The organism is Nitrosomonas sp. Nm166, from assembly GCF_900112825.1.
Lineage (GTDB): Bacteria > Pseudomonadota > Gammaproteobacteria > Burkholderiales > Nitrosomonadaceae > Nitrosomonas.
Window position 1 is genome coordinate 20,696 of record NZ_FONE01000032.1, and the last position, 18,844, is coordinate 39,539.

The window sequence follows — 18,844 nt, forward strand, 5'->3', positions numbered from 1 at the left end:
GCGCTATTCCTGATATGTTTGGATAGACTGGCTTCTTCCGGAGGAGAACAATGTGCGGTTATTCCGGTCAGCCAGGCGAACTTCTAATGCATGCGCCAAAGCTTTTCTATCCGAAATATCCATTTCGATATGAGCATCTTCCAGCGCAGCATTCAATATTTGCCAGATCGGTGTCAACCGCTTCGGTTGCGGTTGAATAATAGATGGATGCAGTATCACAACCTCGGTTAAGGTAGGTATTTTGTCTGATTCTATTGCCTGCGTTATTTGGTCAGCTTGAGAAGCAGTAGCCAAAGTAGAGGCTACTGTATGCGGAACGCTTGTCATCTTGCCTTGATTCTTGTATTTATTCATCAAGTTATTGAACTTATTCAATATTTGAGCATCATCAAGGTCTGTTGTAGATTTATTTTCATCCATGCTAAGTAAATCAGTGGTTACCTCGGTTCAATTAATCATCCAGATTGTAATGCTGTATCTCATAACCAGCATCCTTATAGAAGCGATAGCGTTCCCGGGCAGTCGACTTATCCTCATGAGAAATCCCCGCAATTTCTATTAATCTATCAAACTGATCAAATAAAGGCGGAGGCTGTCGATCAAGATTGAGCAGAACATCAAAACGGTCATTAGATGGCATCTGATCACTCAGTATGACTGGCGTTACTCTGACCAATTGTTCATCATCATGAACACTACAATGAGGAATAAAACTAATGGGAGAAAAAGTCCAAAGCAACTCGTTCAACTGCTCAATTAATGCCGCATCTGGTGTATAAACCATTACCCTCAGGTCCTGCTGTATAGCCTTGGCACAAAGCCGGCAAGCTGTTTTCAACTTATCGCTGGATCCTGAATAGAAAAAAATTTGCGTCATCAAATAATCCGTTTACTCGCTACATCGTTCGTGCCTAGAAACCTGTTATTGCTGATTGATTCTTAATATAAGTGAATGAATTAATTATTAAACTAACAGTGATGCTAGCTAGCTGCCTTAGCTTGTGTAATCAGAAACTGTGTCAATAACGGCACAGGCCGGCCGGTTGAGCCTTTCTCCTTGCCAGATTTCCACGCGGTACCCGCGATATCCAAATGAGCCCAGTGATAATTCTTAGTAAAACGTGACAAGAAACAAGCCGCTGTGATAGTTCCTGCAGCTCGTCCGCCGATATTGGCCATATCCGCAAAATTACTTTTCAGTAAGTCCTGATATTCATCCCATAAAGGTAACCGCCAGGCGCGATCACCGACTTGCTCACCGGCGGATAGCAATTCTTCGGCCAGTTTGTCATCATTACTCATCAATCCGGTCGTGAAATTCCCTAGAGCAATCACACAAGCACCCGTCAAGGTAGCAATATCAATCACTACTTTCGGGTTATAACGTTCTGCGTAAGTTAAAGCATCACATAGAATCAGCCGCCCTTCTGCATCGGTATTCAAAATCTCAATGGTTTGACCAGACATGCTGGTTACCACATCACCTGGCTTTGTCGCTTTACCACTGGGCATATTCTCAGTGGTAGGAATTATTCCCACCACATTGATTGGCAAATTTATTTCAGCAACAGCGTGTAGCGTTCCTAAAACACTGGCAGCACCGCTCATGTCAAATTTCATCTCATCCATGTCAGCGGCAGGCTTGAGTGAAATACCACCGGTATCAAAAGTGATCCCTTTTCCTACCAAAACAATTGGATTTTCCTTTTTCCCTAATCCGTGATACTCCAGCACAATTAGCTTCGCCGGTTGCTCAGTACCTTTTGCAACAGCCAGAAGAGAACCCATGCCCAGCTTTTCCATGTCTTTTTCTTCTAATATGGATACCTTCAGTTTATGTGTTTTGGCGAGATCCTTAGCTTGCTTGGCAAGATAGGTGGGCGTACAAATATTCGGTGCAAGATTGCCCAGATCTTTGGCCAGACTCATGCCATGCGCAATAGCCATACCCTGTTGCAGAGATTCTTCACAGGCAGTTAACTCCGTACGATCATCGATACATAATACTATCTTTCGCAAACTGCTCTGGTCGTTGTCCGGCTTGCTCTTAAGTTGATCAAACCGGTAGCCGCTGCTGATTGCAGCAATGACAATCTGCATCGCTTTCCATTCATTTGTTCGTCCGTTGACAGAGAAATCCGATAAAAACAGCATTGCATCGGTAGCTGTTGTTTTTTGCAAAGCGCTCAGAGCAGTATTGATGGCAGTCAGAAACGCTTTTTCCTTGAATTCTTGCTCTTTACCCAATCCAACTAACAAAACTCTTTTAAAGAGTGTATTGGGTACATTATGCAGCATCAGTGAAGTGTTCATCTTTCCCTCCATATCACCGAGTGCGAGAATGTTTTTAATATATCCTTGGGTAACTTTATCCAGAACTTTAGCTGAGTCTGTTAGCTTTTTTGATTCAAAAATACCAACTACCACACAGGCTCCACGTTGTTTTTCAGGTGTCCCTATTTTTATTCCAAACTCCACATCTGACTCCTTTATTTTTTTAAATATTTCTTTCAGACATTTACCAATGCATCATCTATATGCTGGCTCTTTGATAACTGCTCTGCTTCAAACGATCAAAATTATCTCAATTACAGTTTGATAGCATAACATCAGCTTAATTGGAAAAAATGAATACTTCTTTCCTTATATACTAGGAACAAGAAGGTCAATTCTTACAAACTGCCGCTATCTTTATACTATAATAACAAAATAATAAATTTTTCAATTATATAAGCATCATCTAATAGTAAGGATAACGAAGTGCTTGATGATAAATTGAAAATGCGACTAAATTATTGCACGACATTACCCAGCCTGCCGGCAGTCGCTATTAAAATTATCGAACTGGCTAATGATCCTGATGCGGATATAAGGACAGTCTGTCAATATATTTCATTGGATCCGGTACTTTCTGCAAAATTACTTAAAACAGCTAATACACCTTTATATAAATCAAGACGGATTGCAACAAATGTTCGGCAGGCGGTAAGCATACTGGGCACACACTCAGTGATTGTCATTGCGCTATCCTTCTCATTAACCCATTCGTTAATGAAAAAACCCGTGCCTAAACAATCTGCTTTTGATAATGATATTTTCTGGCGCCGATCTATCACATCTGCGCTTGCTTGTCGTGCACTTGGAGAAAAGCTGGCGCTAAATTTCCTGGATGATCTATTTCTAGCCGGATTAGTACAAGATATTGGCATTCTGGCCTATTCAGTCATCATGCCTGAAGAATACGGCAAAATCTTTTCATCAACTTCTGATCACGATGTTTTACTTAAAACAGAACGTGAAACATTTGGTGCTGGACATGATGAATTGGGTTACGAGCTTCTGCACAAATGGCATATCCCCGATTATATCGCTTTATCGTGTATTACCAGTCATAGCCAACCAGAACCTAAAGATTTAGGACCAAACTTACAATCCTGTGTCGCTGTATCTCGCTATTTAGCTGAGTATTTTCTTTACCCACAAGAGGCCGAAAAAATGACGGCTTTGACAAAAGCAGCCCAAGATTGGCTCGCGCTCGACAATACTGCGCTTGTAGACGTCATCCAGCTCATGGAGATCGGATTAAAATCTGTTGAAGAGCTATTTGACATCAATATTCATCACTCCGAAGCGACTGAAGTTCTGGCTGAGGCCAAGGAACTACTGATGATTCATAATCTTTCGAGAATGAAAGAATTAGAGGAGAAATCTCAGCGCGATGGATTAACGGGTGCCTATAACCGGGTATATTTTGATGAAACACTGCGACGCGAGTTTCATCTATCTGCACAATATAATCTACCCTTGACCATTGCCATTATCGACCTTGATCACTTTAAGCAAATCAATGATACCTATGGACATCTAGCAGGAGATTCTCTTTTAGTCACCGTAGTGCGCACTATTTTTGCACAGATCCGTCAAGATGATACCCTGAGTCGATATGGCGGTGAAGAATTTGCTTTGATTCTGCCAGGCACAACACTTACCGCTTCAAGAATTATCATATCCCGCTTAAAAGATGCGATTGCGGCAATTGAATATAAACTTGACGATCGCTATGCAATCCATATCACTGCTTCTATTGGTGTTGCTTCCAATAATGAGGGCGCAGCACATTTTCAAGCGCCACTGGACATGATTAAAGCGGCTGACTCTGCGCTATATGCAGCCAAACATGCTGGTCGCAACCAGATTATCGAGTGGAGTCCGGATACCTCTTCTATTATCATCTGATCATTTGAACAATTAAAAACTAACTCATGAATCTGATTATCCAAGGATTGGAAATTAATAACAGTGACTTACGGGCTCTCGCAAAACTTTCCCGTGCGGATGGGATTGAGCGAATTACGGGCCAAGCCTTTCGATTGACAAATGCCACTTATACCAAAGATACGAAAGATATCGCGGAATATTGCGCTGAGGTAGCATTGGATTTTGCTTTTGTAAATTCTAACCTCAATCTCTCTGATTTTAAATTGATCGCAATGGATATGGATTCAACGCTCCTGGCCATAGAATCCATTGATGAAATTGCTGATATGAACAACATAAAACCCCAAGTAGCAGCAATTACACAGCAAACCATGCGAGGTGAAATAAGTTTTGAAGAAAGTCTCACACGTCGCACCTTACTTCTGCAAGGATTGCATCAAGATGCCTTACAGAAAGTTTATGATGAGCGTGTCTGTCTTAATCCGGGCGCTGAAAAAATGCTACAACAAGCTAAAATATCCGGCTTAAAGACAATGGTGATTTCAGGAGGGTTCACATTTTTTACGGATCGCATTCAAGAGAAACTGGAATTCGATTATGCAGCTGCTAATGTATTGGAAATTGCCAATGAGAAACTGACCGGAAAAGTAGTGGGTGAAATTCTTGGTCGACAAGGAAAAGCGCAAGTATTAAGGCAAGTCCGCGATAAATTGGGCATTCAACGTGAACAGATTATTGCTATTGGCGATGGTGCCAATGATCTGGATATGATGGCTGAAGCTGGGGTTAGCATTGCTTACCACGCCAAACCGATCGTAAAAGATCATGCAACTTATTCAATTGATCATGTAGGCCTGGATGGCGTCATCAACTTATTCCGCTAAGTTATTAGTAACTTGGATCATACATCAGTGAGCTAACATAACTATTCAAATCGTCAGGTAATTTGGTACTGGCTAATCCTTCGCGAATTGCCACTTGACAGACAGATACTGCGATAGCCTGTGATGCTTTACGCACGCGCGTAAGCGCAGGGTAAATCGCTCCCATATCAATTTCTTGCTCCGTAACAATATTTGCCAACACCTCGGCGGCAGACAGAAACATACTTTGTGTGATAAGACGCGCAGCACTAGCATAGACACCTAAACCGATACCCGGAAAAATATACGCATTGTTACCCTGAGCTGGTTTGAATAATTTATTGCCGTATTGCACAGCATCGAAAGGGCTACCGCTGGCGAAAACAGCTCGTCCATCACTCCATTGATAAGCCTGCTCGGCAGTGCATTCCGTATGCGAAGTCGGATTCGATAAGGCAATAATAACCGGATGCTCATTTACAGCAGCCATTTCACGCACAACGGCCTCATTAAATGTCCCTGCCACACCAGTGGCACCAATGAGTACATCAGGCCTGATGTTCCTGATGGCATCAACAAAACTGCAGGCGGGATATTCATGGGCAAAAGGTTTGATGCGCGGTCTGATATTTTCGTTTTTTGAGACCACTAATCCTTTTCTATCGATAAACCACAGCCGTTTCTGTGCTTGTGATTTGCTGAATCCCGCTGCACAAAATGCATCTACCATCAATTCCGCTGCACCACATGCCGCAGAGCCCGTACCTAGAAACATGATATTCAGATCAGCGAATTTCTTCCCGGTAATACGACATGAACTATAGATACCTGCCAAGGTAACCGCCGCTGTGCCCTGTATATCATCATTAAAACAGCGTACCTGCCTGCTGTAACGGTCTAAAAATTCAAATGCATGGGGTGTTGAAAAATCCTCAAACTGTATCAATGCATGCGGAAAGCGAAATTGAACGGCTTTGACAAATTCATCCACCAGGGAATGGTAAGCTTCCCCAGTAATCCGTGAATAGGGATAGCCGAGATATAGCGGATCTTCGCGCAAAGATACATTATTAGTGCCCACATCAAGCATGATCGGCATGCATTGTGCTGGATTAATACCAGCACAGGCTACATACAGAGCAACCTTACCAATTGGAATACCCATGCCGTTGGCACCTAAATCCCCTAAACCCAGAATCCGCTCACCATCTGTCACAACAATCACCCGTACATCTTCTTCAGGCCAATTTTTTAAAATTGTTGCAATCTCTCCGCGATCTTCAGGAGTAATATAAAATCCCTGCGGTTTCCTAAAAATGTGAGCAAACTCTTTGCACGCTTCACCCACTGTCGGGGTATAAACCAAAGGCATAACCTCTTCAATATGATCAATCATTGTCCGATAAAAAAGCCGTTGATTACGCTCCAGCAATGCATTCAAAAAAATATATTTTTCAATAGCACTACTTTTGCAACGCATACTGCCTAGTACGCGTTCTATTTGTTGATCAATACTTGTGACATCATAAGGGAGCAGCCCGCGCAGACTATAATGTTCGCGTTCTTCTCGCGTAAATGCTGTTGATTTAGTAAGCGCTGGATCAGTCAACAGCGCCTTTCCATATAAATTTTTCATGCAAATTTCCCTCACCTACATAATTTTTATGTTTATTGGTATCAAATGGTCCAAATTAATTCATAATTGGACAATTCGAGGAACGAAAGATAAACTTACTTGTCTGAAAAATGCTTCGAACGTTTGTTCGTCGTTAGTTATTTAGAAGAATTGTCCAAAAATATAACAATATGAATCAATCTCCATTTTCAACACCCGATCCAAGTTTATATACTGAAGAAGAAATTACAAAACTTGTTCACACCTTTTATGCAAAAGCTAGAAAAGATCCTTCGCTAGGTCCCATTTTTGAAGCACATGTGATTGATTGGGATGCACACTTTGTGCAAATGACTAATTTCTGGTCTGCTCAGTTGCGTGGAACCAGCCGATTCCGTGGAGCACCCATGCCTAAGCATATTGCATTGCCAGAACTTACAGCCGGGCTATTTGAGCGTTGGCTGCAAATTTTCAAACAAACCACTGAAGAGCTTGGCAACCCGCATCTGCAGCAACATGCCAATGCAATTGCTGCATTTATTGCAACCAGATTATGGCAGGGTTATCAAATGAGTAATTACCCCGATCATCAACCAGTAGCGCTTCGTATTGTTTAATTTAATTAGCTGAGTGTTTATGCACACTTCAGTACTCAAGCATATAAATATTTAGCATAGCTAGATAAAAAGTGCGCAGCTTATTACTCTGGCTGCGCCATTCCATAATCAATTCAGCTTTTCTAGTCAGCCTTCGCCTTAAAGGGCGAAGGTTTTAGCCTTACAAGATCAAAAATAAAAAGGGATAATAAAATATCCTTATTTAGTTAGGTTTTTATACGGACAGCACTGTAATATTCTTTTGTCATAAGAGGATATTTGCATTGAAAAGCATAAAAAGCAAAATTATTATTTTTTCTGTCTTCGCTACCTTAATTCCTTCATTAGGATTAGGAATACTCTCGTTTCGACAAAACGAAACGATGATCAGCGAAAACGTAACACGTGAGCTACGGGCTTTGGCAAATCATGCTAGCCGTGAATTAGATTTATGGACTAAAGATCAAATTTATATTGCTCGAGAGCTTTCCACATCAAAGATTCTTATTGAAGGGCTATCTTCTTTAACAAATCAATCTTCAGAAAATAAATTCTTAGCACACCAGAAAATTTTAGAACACTACCTGAAATCTGTGCATAAGAAATTAGACACGGTGCTAGAGTTAATGGTAATTGATACAGAAGGTGAAGTAATTGCTAGTAATATGGCATCACCTACCCCAGTATCACTTCCAAAAAATTGGCCAGAAAGTGCATCAACCCAAGGAAGTGTGATTGTTCCACCTCACTGGAACCCACATTTCGCAACTGCAACACTAAGTATTTCCGTTCCGGTATTATCGATTGATGATTTTATTTTGGGCGCTCTGATCGTAACGTTTGATTTACGTAATATTCAATCAAGTTTAAAAGATTCCGTAAAATCACCACCAGGTGAAGTTCTTTTGTTGGATAAAAAGGGCCATATCATGTTGGCCAGTAATATCTTAATGCCTGTTGCTGGCAATGCTGTGTCACTTGACCCCGCAATACTACGCCAATTACAAGATAAACCAGGTGAATCTGAAATCTTCCCAGGATTATTTCAAGAAAAAGTGATTGGCTTAGCCTATATGGCAGACAAACCACCTATCACCATCATCGCGAGTAGAAGTTATGAGTCCGTATATGCCGCTTGGAAGCAGCAACGTAACTTATTTATCAGCTTAATTAGCGTGATCCTTTTCATAGTAGCCACAATCGCCTTTAGAATGGGTCATGGCATTGTTGTTCCTCTGGAAAAATTAATTCATGCGACTAAGAAAATCGTAAAAGGAGATCTTAATGTCGAATTAGCTATTACACAACGTAATGAAATGGGTCAGCTTACCCTCATGTTTAATCAAATGACTGATAAGCTGCGCCAGAATCAAGCTGAAATTAATGCAGCCAGCACTGCTATGCAATTGAAAAATCAATTGTTGGAAACTCTGTCAATAACAGACAGTCTTACTGGGCTTTATAATCGTAACAAGCTTAATCTAATTATTAACGATCAACTCGCTCGCTATGCACGTAACAAACGACCGTTTGCCGTACTTATGATTGATGTTGATCATTTTAAAACGCTCAATGATAGCTTAGGGCATATCGCTGGCGATGAAATATTGACTGCGGTAGCCAAAAAGATCTTTCATTGTATTCGAAGTGTGGATTTTGCCGCTCGATACGGTGGTGATGAATTTATTATTATTCTAACTGAAACGACAGTTGACGAAGCAATAAAAACGGCCGAGCGTATACGGTCTCACACGGCCAATATCTATTGCAATGCAATTAACAAAACAATTAAAGTAACTTTAAGTATCGGTGTCATACAAAGTGAACCAGAAGATACTTCATTGACCATCCTACTCTCGAGAGTCGATAGTGCACTCTATGAAGCTAAACATGCAGGGCGCAACCAAGCTTACTGTATACAACCCAAGCCTAGCGCAGCATAGTGCAACAATATTATGGATTGCGATTTTCTTCTATTTCAAGCATGGTATTAAGTACCCAACCTTGATTCTTATCAGTCTGAACCCGTAGCCAAGGTCCTTGATTTGCGCTTGCCGTCAATAAGGTATCTTTTTTCAGCGTAGTTAAAACTTGAGCATATTGATTCGGTTCTTTACGTAAAAAAACATTCTTAATGGTGCGTAATCTCATCGGCATGTGAAACTCAAGCAGAGAATAATCTACTTGTGTCACTCTCTTACGATTCTGATCTACTATTAAAGCAATAAAATTATTTGCTTGTGATACATGATTCATAGCAGCCACATACTGATCTTTTGAGTAAAACAGTGTCGCTGTCTCTAATAGCCGTTGTGCTTGGATTCGTAATATTTGATCAAAAGAGGAAGTTTTTGTTTGTTTCAAATGTTCTAAAGCAGCTTCCACCTCTGCAATAGCAGAAGCTGTGCTCGGTTTTGTAGCTAACCGATGTAATTTAACCTGGGTACGAGTAGCTTCCTTATTAGCCTCTCGGAGAACATGAGCCTGGCTTTGCTGACGAATTTTCTGATTCTTGATTAACTCGTCCTTTTCGACAATTATTTTTTCCAGGCGCGCAATTTCATTTCTCAAATCTTCATATTGAGGCGTTGGTGCTGGCTCTTGTCCAACAAGTGGATCAGCTACCGGTTCTTTTGTAGCACACCCAACCAAATTTAAAGCACATAAGAAAAAAGCTGAATACACTGCTAAGTTAGAAATTTTAAATGGGAAAAAAGGTGTTGCTTGTGTCAATGGCCTTAATCTCTTCATCCTCTTTCTCCATAAACTATTAAGCACGTACTGGGTTGTAATTTTTCTCATCACTTATTATTAGCTATTAGCAACTATAAATTAATGCCGGTTAGCCCAGTCACACAATCTTATATTTTTATTAAGAATATTCATTAGCAACTCTAGATCATAGGACAATAACAAGCACAACTAACGGTTTAGTATAATTTCCAATACAAACTTGCTGCCAATATAAGCAAGCAGTAATGTTACAAATCCGGTTAATGTCCAGCGAATAGCTATCCTGCCCCGCCATCCGTAAAGCTGCCTGCCAATCAGTAATGCAGCAAATACCACCCAGGAGGTAATGCCAAACAGAGTTTTATGTGAGAATGTAAGTGGCTGACCAAACACTTCTTTTGAAAAAACGATACCACTTAGCAGTGTCAGAGTAAGTAGAACAAATCCAACCCAGATAATCCGAAATAATAATTTTTCCATCGCCAAAAGTGGCGGTAGATTTGTCAGTATAGAGTGCGCCACAGGATGATGTAAATGGCGTTCCACTACAGTCATGACCAAAGCATGTAACGCTGCGATGGTTAATAGGCTATAAGCCATCAAAGCCACTAATAAATGCGCTTTAAATGCCGGTAATTCCGTATTTTCAAGAGGCCGGGAAGATGGAAAAACCACAGGTAATAAAATCGCAATTGCCGCTGCTGCTGCAATGGGTGCAACTAAGGTTTGCAACCCTTGCAAGCGACTGAAAAATCCTGAGAACCAATAAATAAATGCTGTCAACCAGATAATGGATGAAATCGCATTACCTAAACCAAAACTAAGCCCTGCGCCAACAAATATTGACTGGTATAGCGTTATGGCATGCAACGTTAAAGGTATAAGCATGACATAATGCACCCACTTAGCTGTAACGAACTCACGACCATTAACAGTTAATGGCGATTGATTCCACGTATTTCTCCAGAAATACCAGCCGACCAGTATGTAAAGCAAAAAAGCTGTGAGATAAGTTAAAATGCTGGTCATGGATATCATGAATTTTTTAAAAACAGAAAGAACTGTTTAGTCTACATGGCACGTCAACAAATTCAAGTGCCGACCTAGATAATATTTAATTTTGCGTCCTCACACTACTCTACATCTATCTATTTTTCGGGATTTAAAATATGTTTGATAATTTAACCGGTCGACTCGCCGGTGTCATTAAAACATTACGTGGTGAAGCAAGAATTACTGAAAGCAATATCCAGCAAGCATTGCGCGAAATTCGCCTGGCATTGCTGGAAGCTGATGTGGCTTTACCGGTAGTTAAAGATTTCATCGCACGTATCAAAGAAAAAGCCATTGGTCATGAAGTAATGACCAGTCTCACACCAGGCCAAGCTTTAGTGGGTGTTGTTCATCAGGAGCTCATTACTATTCTGGGTGGAGAAAAGGCTGATCTTAATCTCTCTACAGTGCCACCTGCCATTATCCTCATGGCCGGATTACAAGGCGCCGGCAAAACCACCAGTAGCGGCAAGCTGGCAAAGTGGTTAATGGAACAAAAGAAAAAGAAAGTACTATTAGTCTCATGTGATATCTATCGTCCGGCTGCTATACATCAGCTGGAACTTCTGGCTAATCAAACAGGAGCAGACTTTTTCCCCGTTAAAGACGGCCAGAAACCGGGAGAAATCGCTACAGCTGGTTTGGATTACGCACGCAGACATCATCATGATGTCATGATCGTGGATACTGCAGGCCGGTTAGGTATTGATGAAGCCATGATGCAGGAAATCAGCGAGCTTGAAGCACTGTTAAAACCCGTTGAAACTTTATTTGTTGTAGATGCCATGCAAGGACAGGATGCGGTTAATACAGCCAAAGCTTTTTCCGATGCATTACCCCTAACCGGCGTCATACTCACCAAACTCGATGGCGATGCGCGTGGTGGGGCGGCATTATCAATTAAACATATCACGGGAAAACCGATTAAATTCGCTGGGGTTGCAGAGAAATTAACTGGCCTGGAAGCATTTCATCCCGATCGGATGGCTTCACGTATTTTAGGAATGGGTGACGTGCTCGGCTTGATTGAAGAAGCACAACGCAGTGCCGATCAGCAAGAAGCTGAGAAACTGATTAAGAAAATGAAATCGGGCAAGGCATTTGACCTCGATGATTTCAAGGCACAGTTTCAGCAAATGCGCAACATGGGAGGTATGAGTGCCTTGATGGATAAATTACCTGCCCAGTTAAGCCAAGCAGCACAAAGTGTAAAAGTGGACGACAAGCTAATCAATCGGACGGAAGGCATTATTAATTCGATGACAAAGCAGGAACGCGCCAAACCTGAGCTCCTCAAGGCTTCACGCAAACGAAGAATCGCAGCAGGCGCCGGCGTTTCCGTGCAGGAAGTTAATCGCCTACTGGCTCAGTTCGAACAAGCCCGGAAAATGATGAAGATGATGAATAAAGGTGGAATAGCCAAAATGATGCGCGGATTGAAGGGAATGCTCCCTCGCGTACATTAATATCTATTTTCAGTTGGCTGCAGGCGCCTTCTCCAGCCCAACGACTCGGGCACCTGCAGCGATTTTTCTTGCTGAAAACCAACCTCTATTCATTTCAAGTGCATATTTCGCCATGCCCGCTGAATCATGTGCAGTTCTGGTTTGCGGTTGCATATCGACAATATTCAGAATGACACCCTGTTCATCAATAAAAGCAACACTCAAAGGAATATAGGTATTTTGCATCCACATGCTATAGTGACCTGCATGAGGAAAAATAAACAGCATACCTGAATTTTCTTCTAATGATTCCCGATACATCAACCCTTGCGAGCGGGATAATTGGGTATGTGCCACTTCTGCAGAAATGACATACCCGGATATTTCCAATGACAGAATACTTAATTCTAAGGCGTTGACATTTGCATAAGCCATTACCATCAAAGAAGCTAAAGTTACTCTCAGACAACGCATCAATGCTTACCCGTACTGCCAAAGCCATTTCCCCCCCGATGGCTTTGATCAAAACTATCCACTTTGTTGAATTCAACTTGTATGACAGGAACTACCACGAGCTGCGCAATCCGTTCGAGTGGATTAAGATGGAAAGATGCCTGCCCCCGGTTCCAGCAGGAAACCAGAATTTGCCCTTGATAATCAGAATCAATTAAACCGACCAGATTTCCCAGTACAATCCCATGCTTATGGCCTAACCCAGAGCGTGGCAATACCAACGCAGCTAATCCCGTATCGGCAAGATGCACTGCGATTCCGGTAGGAATGAGACTGGTTTCTCCTGGGTTGATGGTAACAGGCTGCTCAATACAGGCGCGCAGATCCAGACCGGCTGAACCCGGTGTTGCGTAGCTTGGAAATTGCTCATTTAAACGTTCATCGAGAATTCTAATATCAATTTTTTTCATATGCTCAAGGTCAGTATTTTCTTCTATCGCTTGTAAAGTAAGCTGATATGCTTTATCAAAAGCCGTGCCTGTTCCGTCTTAGATGCCTTGGGAAGTACATGCTTACCAGTATCATCCAGTAAAATCAGCTCACTTTCGTCGGAACCGATAGCATCTTGCGCTAAATTGGCAACCAACAAAGGCAGATTCTTCTTACGACGCTTCATTTCTGCATTCTTCTCAAGATCCTCTGTTTCTGCTGCAAAACCAACACAAAAAGGTGGCCTTGGCAAACTGGCTACAGCCAGCAGAATATCTGGATTTGGTATCAGTTCGACGGAAAATTTTTTATCAGATTTCTTAATCTTACGCGAGCTGATTTTTGCCACCCGATAATCGGCAACAGCAGCGACGCTGATAAAGATATCGGTTTCTGAGATTTCTGCCTGCACAGCATGTAGCATATCGTCTGCACTTACGACATGAATAAGTTTATCTACTGCTGGCGGTGCCAAACAGGTGGGGCCGGAAACAAGCGTTACCTTTGCATTCGCTTCCACTGCTGCCTGGGCAATGGCATATCCCATTTTTCCGGAACTCTTGTTGGTGATGCCACGCACAGCATCAATCGCCTCAAAGGTTGGTCCGGCTGTCACCAAAACATTTTTGCTTTCTAGCGAGCTGCTAGTTTGAAAAGCGGCTTGCACCGTCTCAGCCAGCACGCTGGCTTCCACCATACGCCCTATTCCTATTTCACCACAGGCTTGCTCACCACTGGCTGGACCTATTATTTTTATCCCATCTAGCCGTAGCATCGTTAAATTACGCTGTGTGGCAGGATTTTCCCACATTTGCCGATTCATAGCAGGTGCTATCATGAGTGAACAATCCCGTGCCAGGCATAATGTCGCTAATAGACTATCCGCCAAACCATGGGCAAGTCCTGCAATAAAATCCGCACTGGCTGGTGCCACCAGAATCATATCAACAGTGCGGGATAAATTAATATGCGCCATATTCTGAGCGGCATTAGTTTCCCATAAATCGGAATAAACCGGATTACCTGTCAGTGACTGAAAAGTCACCGGCCCGACAAAACGACAGGCAGATTGCGTCATCACCACCTGCACATCAATTCCACCCTGAGTTAAGAGGCGCGCCAATTCGGCCGCTTTATAAGCAGCTATTCCGCCTGTTATGCCAAGCAACAGACGTTTTTTTAATACATGAGATGCACCTGTTGTCATATTAAAAAATCGTTCTGAACAAGCTTAATCAAATCAATAGATTGATTCAGCAAAAATAAATATCTCCTCATAAGCACCCTCATTGCTTATTTTACTCAATATGACTGCATTGATGCCGCTATAGTGAAATTAAAAAAAAGTAGCTCCGTATTATTTTTAATTGCGACACAGCCTTATTTTACATGACTGGGTTATTCACTTATGGCGATTACAAACTGGCCGATATCCGAACGACCGCGTGAAAAGCTATTGAAGAAAGGCGTTACCGCCCTTTCAGATACAGAGCTGCTGGCCATATTCCTGCGCACCGGCATAACGGGAAAAAGCGCAGTAGATCTCGCACGGGAATTACTCACGCATTTTGGCAGTCTCACTAATATATTTGCAGCCAGTCAGACCAGTTTCTGTCAATTACCAGGGATGGGTATCGCAAAATATACACAACTGCAAGCTGTCTTAGAAATGGCCCGCCGTGCACTGGGTGAAGAATTAAAAAGCGGCAATGCGATGACCTCACCTGATTTGGTTCGAGATTTTCTACGTTTAAGTTTAGCAAATAAACAACATGAAATCTTTATTGGTATTTTTCTGGATGCCAAGAATCACACCATTGCTACTGAAGAACTGTTTAGTGGCACACTAACCCAAGCCAGCGTTTATCCAAGAGAAGTCGTCAAGCGCGCCTTATACCATAATGCAGCCGCGATAATCTTTGCGCATAATCACCCATCAGGCGTCGCAGAACCCAGCCATGCTGACAAAATACTTACGCAATCTCTGAAACAGGCGTTGGCTCTGATTGATGTCAAAGTATTGGACCACTTTATTGTGGGGAACGGCACTACCCTTTCATTTGCCGAACATGATTTAATCTGAGTACAAGCGCATAAATAAGAATGCTATTTTAGAGAATAAGAGTAGCATCTGTCATTGATAAATATTTTCGTCCAGTAGAAATAGTTATATAGACAGTTACATTTGAGTAAATGTCTTAAATCAGGATATAATTATCTTTTTTCAAGAATTCTGGAGTGCGCTACTATGGCACGAGTATGTGAAATAACCGGCAAAAAACCCATGTCCGGTCACAATGTTTCTCACGCAAATAACAAAACCAAACGACGTTTTTTGCCTAATCTGCAACGCCGCAAGTTCTGGGTTGAAAGTGAAAATCGCTGGATTAGCTTAAGATTAACGAATGCTGCATTACGCACAATAGATAAGAATGGTATTGATGCAGTATTGGCTAAAATGCATTCGAAAAGCAAAAGCATCTAAGAGAGTCATTAAGGTAAGTATAAGTTAAGGAATCATTAACATGCGTGAAAAAATCAAGCTTGAATCTTCGGCTGGAACAGGCCATTTCTATACAACCACTAAAAATAAACGTGCGAATCCCGAGAAAATGGAATTAATGAAATTTGATCCTGTTGCACGAAAGCATGTCAAATATAAAGAAACAAAGCTCAAATAAATGGCTATAAGCTAGTCAATAAAAAAACCCGCCGAAGCGGGTTTTTTTAGCTATATTTCTGTTATTAACCCTTAAGCATAACAACGTAATCGCTGAGAAAAGGCTCTCAATACTTCGATACCGCTTTCCTCTGCACGTCGGCACCAATCTTCCAACTCCTTAACCAGCTCTTCGGTTGATGCGGTAGAACGTTGCCAGATTCCAGCTAATTCGTCACGCATGGTATAAACTTTATCCAGTGTTTTGGCTTTACTTAGCACTTGATTAAGTTTTTCACGTTCATGCTCAAGCAGCGTTTTTGAGTCAGCCAGAATCCAACGCTTTAAAGTAGATTTATCTACGCCATATTGTGCGGTAGCCTCTCTTAAGTAAATGATTTCTTTTGCAAAAGTTTCTTTCAACGATTTGGTATATTTCGCAAGCACTTCATAGCGATGAGAAATAACAGCTTGCAATGTATCTGAATCGCACTGAGTTTTTTCCCTATCGATGCGTAATTTGGGCGCAATTTTTTTGACTTTTGCCAATCCAACCATTTCCAGAATACGGATATATAACCAGCCAATATCGAATTCATACCATTTATTGGATAGCCGCGCTGATGTTGCATAAGCATGGTGATTATTATGCAATTCCTCACCCCCAATTAAAATACCCCAAGGTACGATATTCCGACTGGCATCTTCTGCCTGAAAATTACGATATCCCCAATAGTGGCCAACACCGTTAATAATGCCTGCAGCAAAAACCGGCGCCCACATCATTTGCACCGCCCACATTGTAATACCGATCGGACCAAACAGAATCACATCAATAATCAGCATCAAGGCAACACCTTTTGCGCTATATTTACTATAAATATTACGCTCAAGCCAATCATCAGGCGTACCATATCCATACCGTTTCAGGGTATCTTCGTTCTTTGCCTCCATTCTATAAAGTTCTGAGCCTTCGCTTAAAACTTTCTTAATACCCACAATAACTGGGCTATGCGGATCATCCTTGGTTTCGCATTTCGCATGATGCTTGCGATGAACTGCAGTCCATTGCTTGGTAACCATTCCAGTGGTCAGCCACAGCCAAAAGCGGAAAAAATGGCTGGGTATCGCATGTAATTCCAGCGCCCTATGCGCTGAATGACGATGAAGATAAATTGTGATAGAAGCAATTGTAATATGCGTAAGAACCAGGGTAACAACGATATACCCCCACCACGGCATATCAATTACACCGGAGATTAAAGTAAGAAAATCAGAAATCATATAATTACTATCCTTTTAAAGACCCGCTAAGGTACAAACCTACTCGAATAAAAATAGACTAATTCTTAACCATCAAATTCAATAAACATACTAATAATTTAAAACCCCATTTACTGTACATTAAGTATTTGGTCTGTTATTTTTTAGCATTAAAATTTTATACTAACGCCTGATAGAAAGGAAATATTACTCTTATTACCTGCTTAAAGTTTCCCAGATGAATCTTTGAAAAATCAAAATCTCAGACTTAGGAAAATGCCTGGATTGACTTGGTCAGGCACTTTGTAACAATCCAGCTAAGCGACTTTTTAAGTTCTACCATTTCGGTTCCAAATTAGATTGGACTTCTATTATTGAATTAAGAATTAGGTAATGGCTGTTTAGAACATAGGAACGTAACTCAATATATCCTGCTAAGCTTCATATCGAGTTGATAAGGGCGCCACTACACCCGTTCCTGTTTCTCAAGCTCCCATCGATGCTATACTATTATCCCAGCAATTCGAAGAATGATACAAATGACGATCGATCGCTGTGGAGGTCAGGAAACGAGGCAACTCTTATGGCACCAGAACTCAGATAATTACTTATTCAATGGTTGAGTCAACCAATTATTGAAATCTGGCACACGTATTCTTACTGTCTCGCTATGATGGATCAGTTCCTTGGTTTCCCGCCGTGCCCACAATGCCTGTTCCAATGCTATCCCACACCATATCAGTATGCAATGGCCATGACTCGCCAACCATAAACCGTGCAAAAACATCCGTGATAAAAGCGACATAAACAAATTCTGTCCACAACGCAACAAATGTAATGTCCGCAATCTACAATTGATTTGGCCGAGTTACCACGAATTGCCGATTAACTTTATCTGTTAGCCGGGCAAGCAATCTTCTGTAGTGGTTGTCCAATATCGTTTGCTGCGCCTGACACCTTGCAATCCAAGTTTCTTCATCAGCCGTGCAGCGAGCAGCAATAATGCCTTCTCACAACTGCTGCCAGACTTCGTTGGCGCCATAAACTTTGAAATTATTCTTCCATATGCGCTGAGACCTTTGCAAAAACATAACTTTACCTGAAGCGTATTCAGTTCAGATTTTTTTGTGAGCAATGAAGTACTTTTTGTAAGCTTTTCGCAAAAATTCCAGGGATAATCGCTTCAAACCGATCATTATCGGATTAGACGGGCGGATTATTCCCATGATTGTGCCTGTATTTGCTTGTCGACATACAATTTTGGCAATCTTTTCAGGTTGTAGGCTATGGCTGGTAAAATATGCCAAGCATGTGCTTTGGCGTTACCGCGATAACGCAGTACCTTGGATCCGAACCATCGTGCCTGGCTGCCGAAGGTTCGTTCTACCACGTAGCGAACTTTGGCAATCAGGCTATTGCGTTGTAATTGTCGTTGCGTTAGTGGTTTGTTCTTGACC

General features: G+C 41.7%; 21 protein-coding genes. 8 read left to right on the forward strand and 13 right to left on the reverse strand.

Translation table 11 applies throughout. The features are described from left to right. Positions 1 to 3: 3 nt before the first annotated feature. From BM021_RS09945 to BM021_RS09955, 3 genes are all read right to left on the reverse strand, one after another. Complete coding sequence (locus BM021_RS09945; protein ID WP_090720887.1) at positions 4 to 420, reverse strand: hypothetical protein; 417 nt, start codon at positions 418 to 420, stop codon at positions 4 to 6. A gap of 31 nt (positions 421 to 451) precedes the next feature. Then, positions 452 to 877, reverse strand: coding sequence for a DNA polymerase III subunit chi (locus tag BM021_RS09950; protein ID WP_090720888.1), 426 nt, complete (start codon positions 875 to 877; stop codon positions 452 to 454). Between the two features lie 104 nt (positions 878 to 981). Beyond that, complete coding sequence (locus BM021_RS09955; protein ID WP_090720889.1) at positions 982 to 2,478, reverse strand: leucyl aminopeptidase; 1,497 nt, start codon at positions 2,476 to 2,478, stop codon at positions 982 to 984. A 282-nt stretch (positions 2,479 to 2,760) separates the two neighbouring features. Here BM021_RS09955 and BM021_RS09960 point away from each other — a divergent pair, with 282 nt between their 5' ends. Both BM021_RS09960 and serB read left to right on the forward strand, forming a co-directional pair. Beyond that, on the forward strand, positions 2,761 to 4,236 hold the full coding sequence (locus BM021_RS09960) for a GGDEF domain-containing protein (RefSeq protein ID WP_090720890.1): 1,476 nt from the start codon (positions 2,761 to 2,763) through the stop codon (positions 4,234 to 4,236). Positions 4,237 to 4,262: 26 nt separating this feature from the next. Beyond that, positions 4,263 to 5,102, forward strand: a complete 840-nt coding sequence (gene serB, locus BM021_RS09965; RefSeq protein WP_090720891.1) for a phosphoserine phosphatase SerB — start codon at positions 4,263 to 4,265, stop codon at positions 5,100 to 5,102. Positions 5,103 to 5,106: 4 nt separating this feature from the next. Here the strand turns inward: serB and BM021_RS09970 are convergent, their stop codons facing one another. Continuing rightward, the gene (locus BM021_RS09970) at positions 5,107 to 6,717 is read right to left on the reverse strand and encodes an NAD-dependent malic enzyme (RefSeq protein WP_090720892.1); all 1,611 of its coding nucleotides are present in this window, start codon (positions 6,715 to 6,717) and stop codon (positions 5,107 to 5,109) included. 170 nt (positions 6,718 to 6,887) lie between these two features. Between BM021_RS09970 and BM021_RS09975 the strand changes: the two genes are divergently transcribed. Together BM021_RS09975 and BM021_RS09980 are read left to right on the forward strand one after the other, a co-directional pair. Beyond that, positions 6,888 to 7,313: a group III truncated hemoglobin gene (locus tag BM021_RS09975; RefSeq protein ID WP_090720893.1), complete on the forward strand. Its 426-nt coding sequence runs from the start codon at positions 6,888 to 6,890 to the stop codon at positions 7,311 to 7,313. A 263-nt stretch (positions 7,314 to 7,576) separates the two neighbouring features. Then, complete coding sequence (locus BM021_RS09980; protein ID WP_256207869.1) at positions 7,577 to 9,235, forward strand: sensor domain-containing diguanylate cyclase; 1,659 nt, start codon at positions 7,577 to 7,579, stop codon at positions 9,233 to 9,235. Positions 9,236 to 9,245: 10 nt separating this feature from the next. On the opposite strand, the gene BM021_RS09985 is transcribed toward BM021_RS09980, so the two are convergent. After that, positions 9,246 to 10,025, reverse strand: a complete 780-nt coding sequence (locus BM021_RS09985; RefSeq protein ID WP_256207870.1) for an SH3 domain-containing protein — start codon at positions 10,023 to 10,025, stop codon at positions 9,246 to 9,248. Between the two features lie 189 nt (positions 10,026 to 10,214). Beyond that, positions 10,215 to 11,054 carry a cytochrome C assembly family protein gene (locus BM021_RS09990; protein WP_090720896.1) on the reverse strand — a complete coding sequence of 280 codons (840 nt, stop codon included), beginning with the start codon at positions 11,052 to 11,054 and terminating at the stop codon, positions 10,215 to 10,217. Positions 11,055 to 11,194: 140 nt separating this feature from the next. Between BM021_RS09990 and ffh the strand changes: the two genes are divergently transcribed. Further along, positions 11,195 to 12,544: a signal recognition particle protein gene (gene ffh, locus BM021_RS09995; RefSeq protein WP_090720897.1), complete on the forward strand. Its 1,350-nt coding sequence runs from the start codon at positions 11,195 to 11,197 to the stop codon at positions 12,542 to 12,544. Positions 12,545 to 12,553: 9 nt separating this feature from the next. On the opposite strand, the gene BM021_RS10000 is transcribed toward ffh, so the two are convergent. From BM021_RS10000 to coaBC, 3 genes are read right to left on the reverse strand one after another with little or no spacing between them, the layout of a single operon-like run. Further along, positions 12,554 to 12,958 (reverse strand): DUF192 domain-containing protein, encoded by a 405-nt coding sequence (locus BM021_RS10000; protein ID WP_256207871.1) that lies wholly within the window; start codon positions 12,956 to 12,958, stop codon positions 12,554 to 12,556. Between the two features lie 38 nt (positions 12,959 to 12,996). After that, positions 12,997 to 13,446, reverse strand: a complete 450-nt coding sequence (dut, locus tag BM021_RS10005; RefSeq protein ID WP_090720898.1) for a dUTP diphosphatase — start codon at positions 13,444 to 13,446, stop codon at positions 12,997 to 12,999. Positions 13,447 to 13,469: 23 nt separating this feature from the next. Then, a complete protein-coding gene (gene coaBC, locus BM021_RS10010) occupies positions 13,470 to 14,672 on the reverse strand; it encodes a bifunctional phosphopantothenoylcysteine decarboxylase/phosphopantothenate--cysteine ligase CoaBC (protein ID WP_090720899.1) in 1,203 nt (400 codons plus the stop codon). Between the two features lie 201 nt (positions 14,673 to 14,873). Here coaBC and radC point away from each other — a divergent pair, with 201 nt between their 5' ends. The 3 genes from radC (at position 14,874) to rpmG (ending at position 16,146) form a co-directional block, all read left to right on the forward strand. Next, positions 14,874 to 15,548, forward strand: a complete 675-nt coding sequence (gene radC / locus BM021_RS10015) for a RadC family protein (RefSeq protein WP_090720900.1) — start codon at positions 14,874 to 14,876, stop codon at positions 15,546 to 15,548. Between the two features lie 165 nt (positions 15,549 to 15,713). Continuing rightward, positions 15,714 to 15,950 carry a 50S ribosomal protein L28 gene (gene rpmB / locus BM021_RS10020; RefSeq protein WP_090720901.1) on the forward strand — a complete coding sequence of 79 codons (237 nt, stop codon included), beginning with the start codon at positions 15,714 to 15,716 and terminating at the stop codon, positions 15,948 to 15,950. A gap of 40 nt (positions 15,951 to 15,990) precedes the next feature. Next, positions 15,991 to 16,146, forward strand: a complete 156-nt coding sequence (rpmG, locus tag BM021_RS10025) for a 50S ribosomal protein L33 (protein WP_090720902.1) — start codon at positions 15,991 to 15,993, stop codon at positions 16,144 to 16,146. Positions 16,147 to 16,217: 71 nt separating this feature from the next. Here the strand turns inward: rpmG and BM021_RS10030 are convergent, their stop codons facing one another. The 4 genes from BM021_RS10030 to BM021_RS10040 form a co-directional block, all read right to left on the reverse strand. Beyond that, a complete protein-coding gene (locus BM021_RS10030; RefSeq protein WP_090720903.1) occupies positions 16,218 to 17,408 on the reverse strand; it encodes a DesA family fatty acid desaturase in 1,191 nt (396 codons plus the stop codon). 583 nt (positions 17,409 to 17,991) lie between these two features. Next, positions 17,992 to 18,192, reverse strand: a complete 201-nt coding sequence (locus tag BM021_RS15260) for a hypothetical protein (protein WP_143074324.1) — start codon at positions 18,190 to 18,192, stop codon at positions 17,992 to 17,994. Between the two features lie 93 nt (positions 18,193 to 18,285). After that, positions 18,286 to 18,429, reverse strand: coding sequence for a hypothetical protein (locus BM021_RS15550; protein WP_177186354.1), 144 nt, complete (start codon positions 18,427 to 18,429; stop codon positions 18,286 to 18,288). A 174-nt stretch (positions 18,430 to 18,603) separates the two neighbouring features. Beyond that, a partial coding sequence (locus BM021_RS10040) for a transposase (RefSeq protein WP_143074325.1) occupies positions 18,604 to 18,844 on the reverse strand: 241 nt, incomplete at its 5' end.

Coding starts and splice junctions, on each gene's coding strand:
- BM021_RS10000 (WP_256207871.1), bottom strand. CDS start 12,958: ATGGCTTATGCAAATGTCAACGCCTTAGAATTAAGTATTCTGTCATTG.
- coaBC (WP_090720899.1), bottom strand. CDS start 14,672: ATGACAACAGGTGCATCTCATGTATTAAAAAAACGTCTGTTGCTTGGC.
- serB (WP_090720891.1), top strand. CDS start 4,263: ATGAATCTGATTATCCAAGGATTGGAAATTAATAACAGTGACTTACGG.
- BM021_RS15550 (WP_177186354.1), bottom strand. CDS start 18,429: ATGGCGCCAACGAAGTCTGGCAGCAGTTGTGAGAAGGCATTATTGCTG.
- ffh (WP_090720897.1), top strand. CDS start 11,195: ATGTTTGATAATTTAACCGGTCGACTCGCCGGTGTCATTAAAACATTA.
- radC (WP_090720900.1), top strand. CDS start 14,874: ATGGCGATTACAAACTGGCCGATATCCGAACGACCGCGTGAAAAGCTA.
- rpmB (WP_090720901.1), top strand. CDS start 15,714: ATGGCACGAGTATGTGAAATAACCGGCAAAAAACCCATGTCCGGTCAC.
- BM021_RS15260 (WP_143074324.1), bottom strand. CDS start 18,192: ATGTCGCTTTTATCACGGATGTTTTTGCACGGTTTATGGTTGGCGAGT.
- BM021_RS09970 (WP_090720892.1), bottom strand. CDS start 6,717: ATGAAAAATTTATATGGAAAGGCGCTGTTGACTGATCCAGCGCTTACT.
- BM021_RS10030 (WP_090720903.1), bottom strand. CDS start 17,408: ATGATTTCTGATTTTCTTACTTTAATCTCCGGTGTAATTGATATGCCG.
- BM021_RS09990 (WP_090720896.1), bottom strand. CDS start 11,054: ATGACCAGCATTTTAACTTATCTCACAGCTTTTTTGCTTTACATACTG.
- rpmG (WP_090720902.1), top strand. CDS start 15,991: ATGCGTGAAAAAATCAAGCTTGAATCTTCGGCTGGAACAGGCCATTTC.
- BM021_RS09950 (WP_090720888.1), bottom strand. CDS start 877: ATGACGCAAATTTTTTTCTATTCAGGATCCAGCGATAAGTTGAAAACA.
- dut (WP_090720898.1), bottom strand. CDS start 13,446: ATGAAAAAAATTGATATTAGAATTCTCGATGAACGTTTAAATGAGCAA.
- BM021_RS09975 (WP_090720893.1), top strand. CDS start 6,888: ATGAATCAATCTCCATTTTCAACACCCGATCCAAGTTTATATACTGAA.
- BM021_RS09945 (WP_090720887.1), bottom strand. CDS start 420: ATGGATGAAAATAAATCTACAACAGACCTTGATGATGCTCAAATATTG.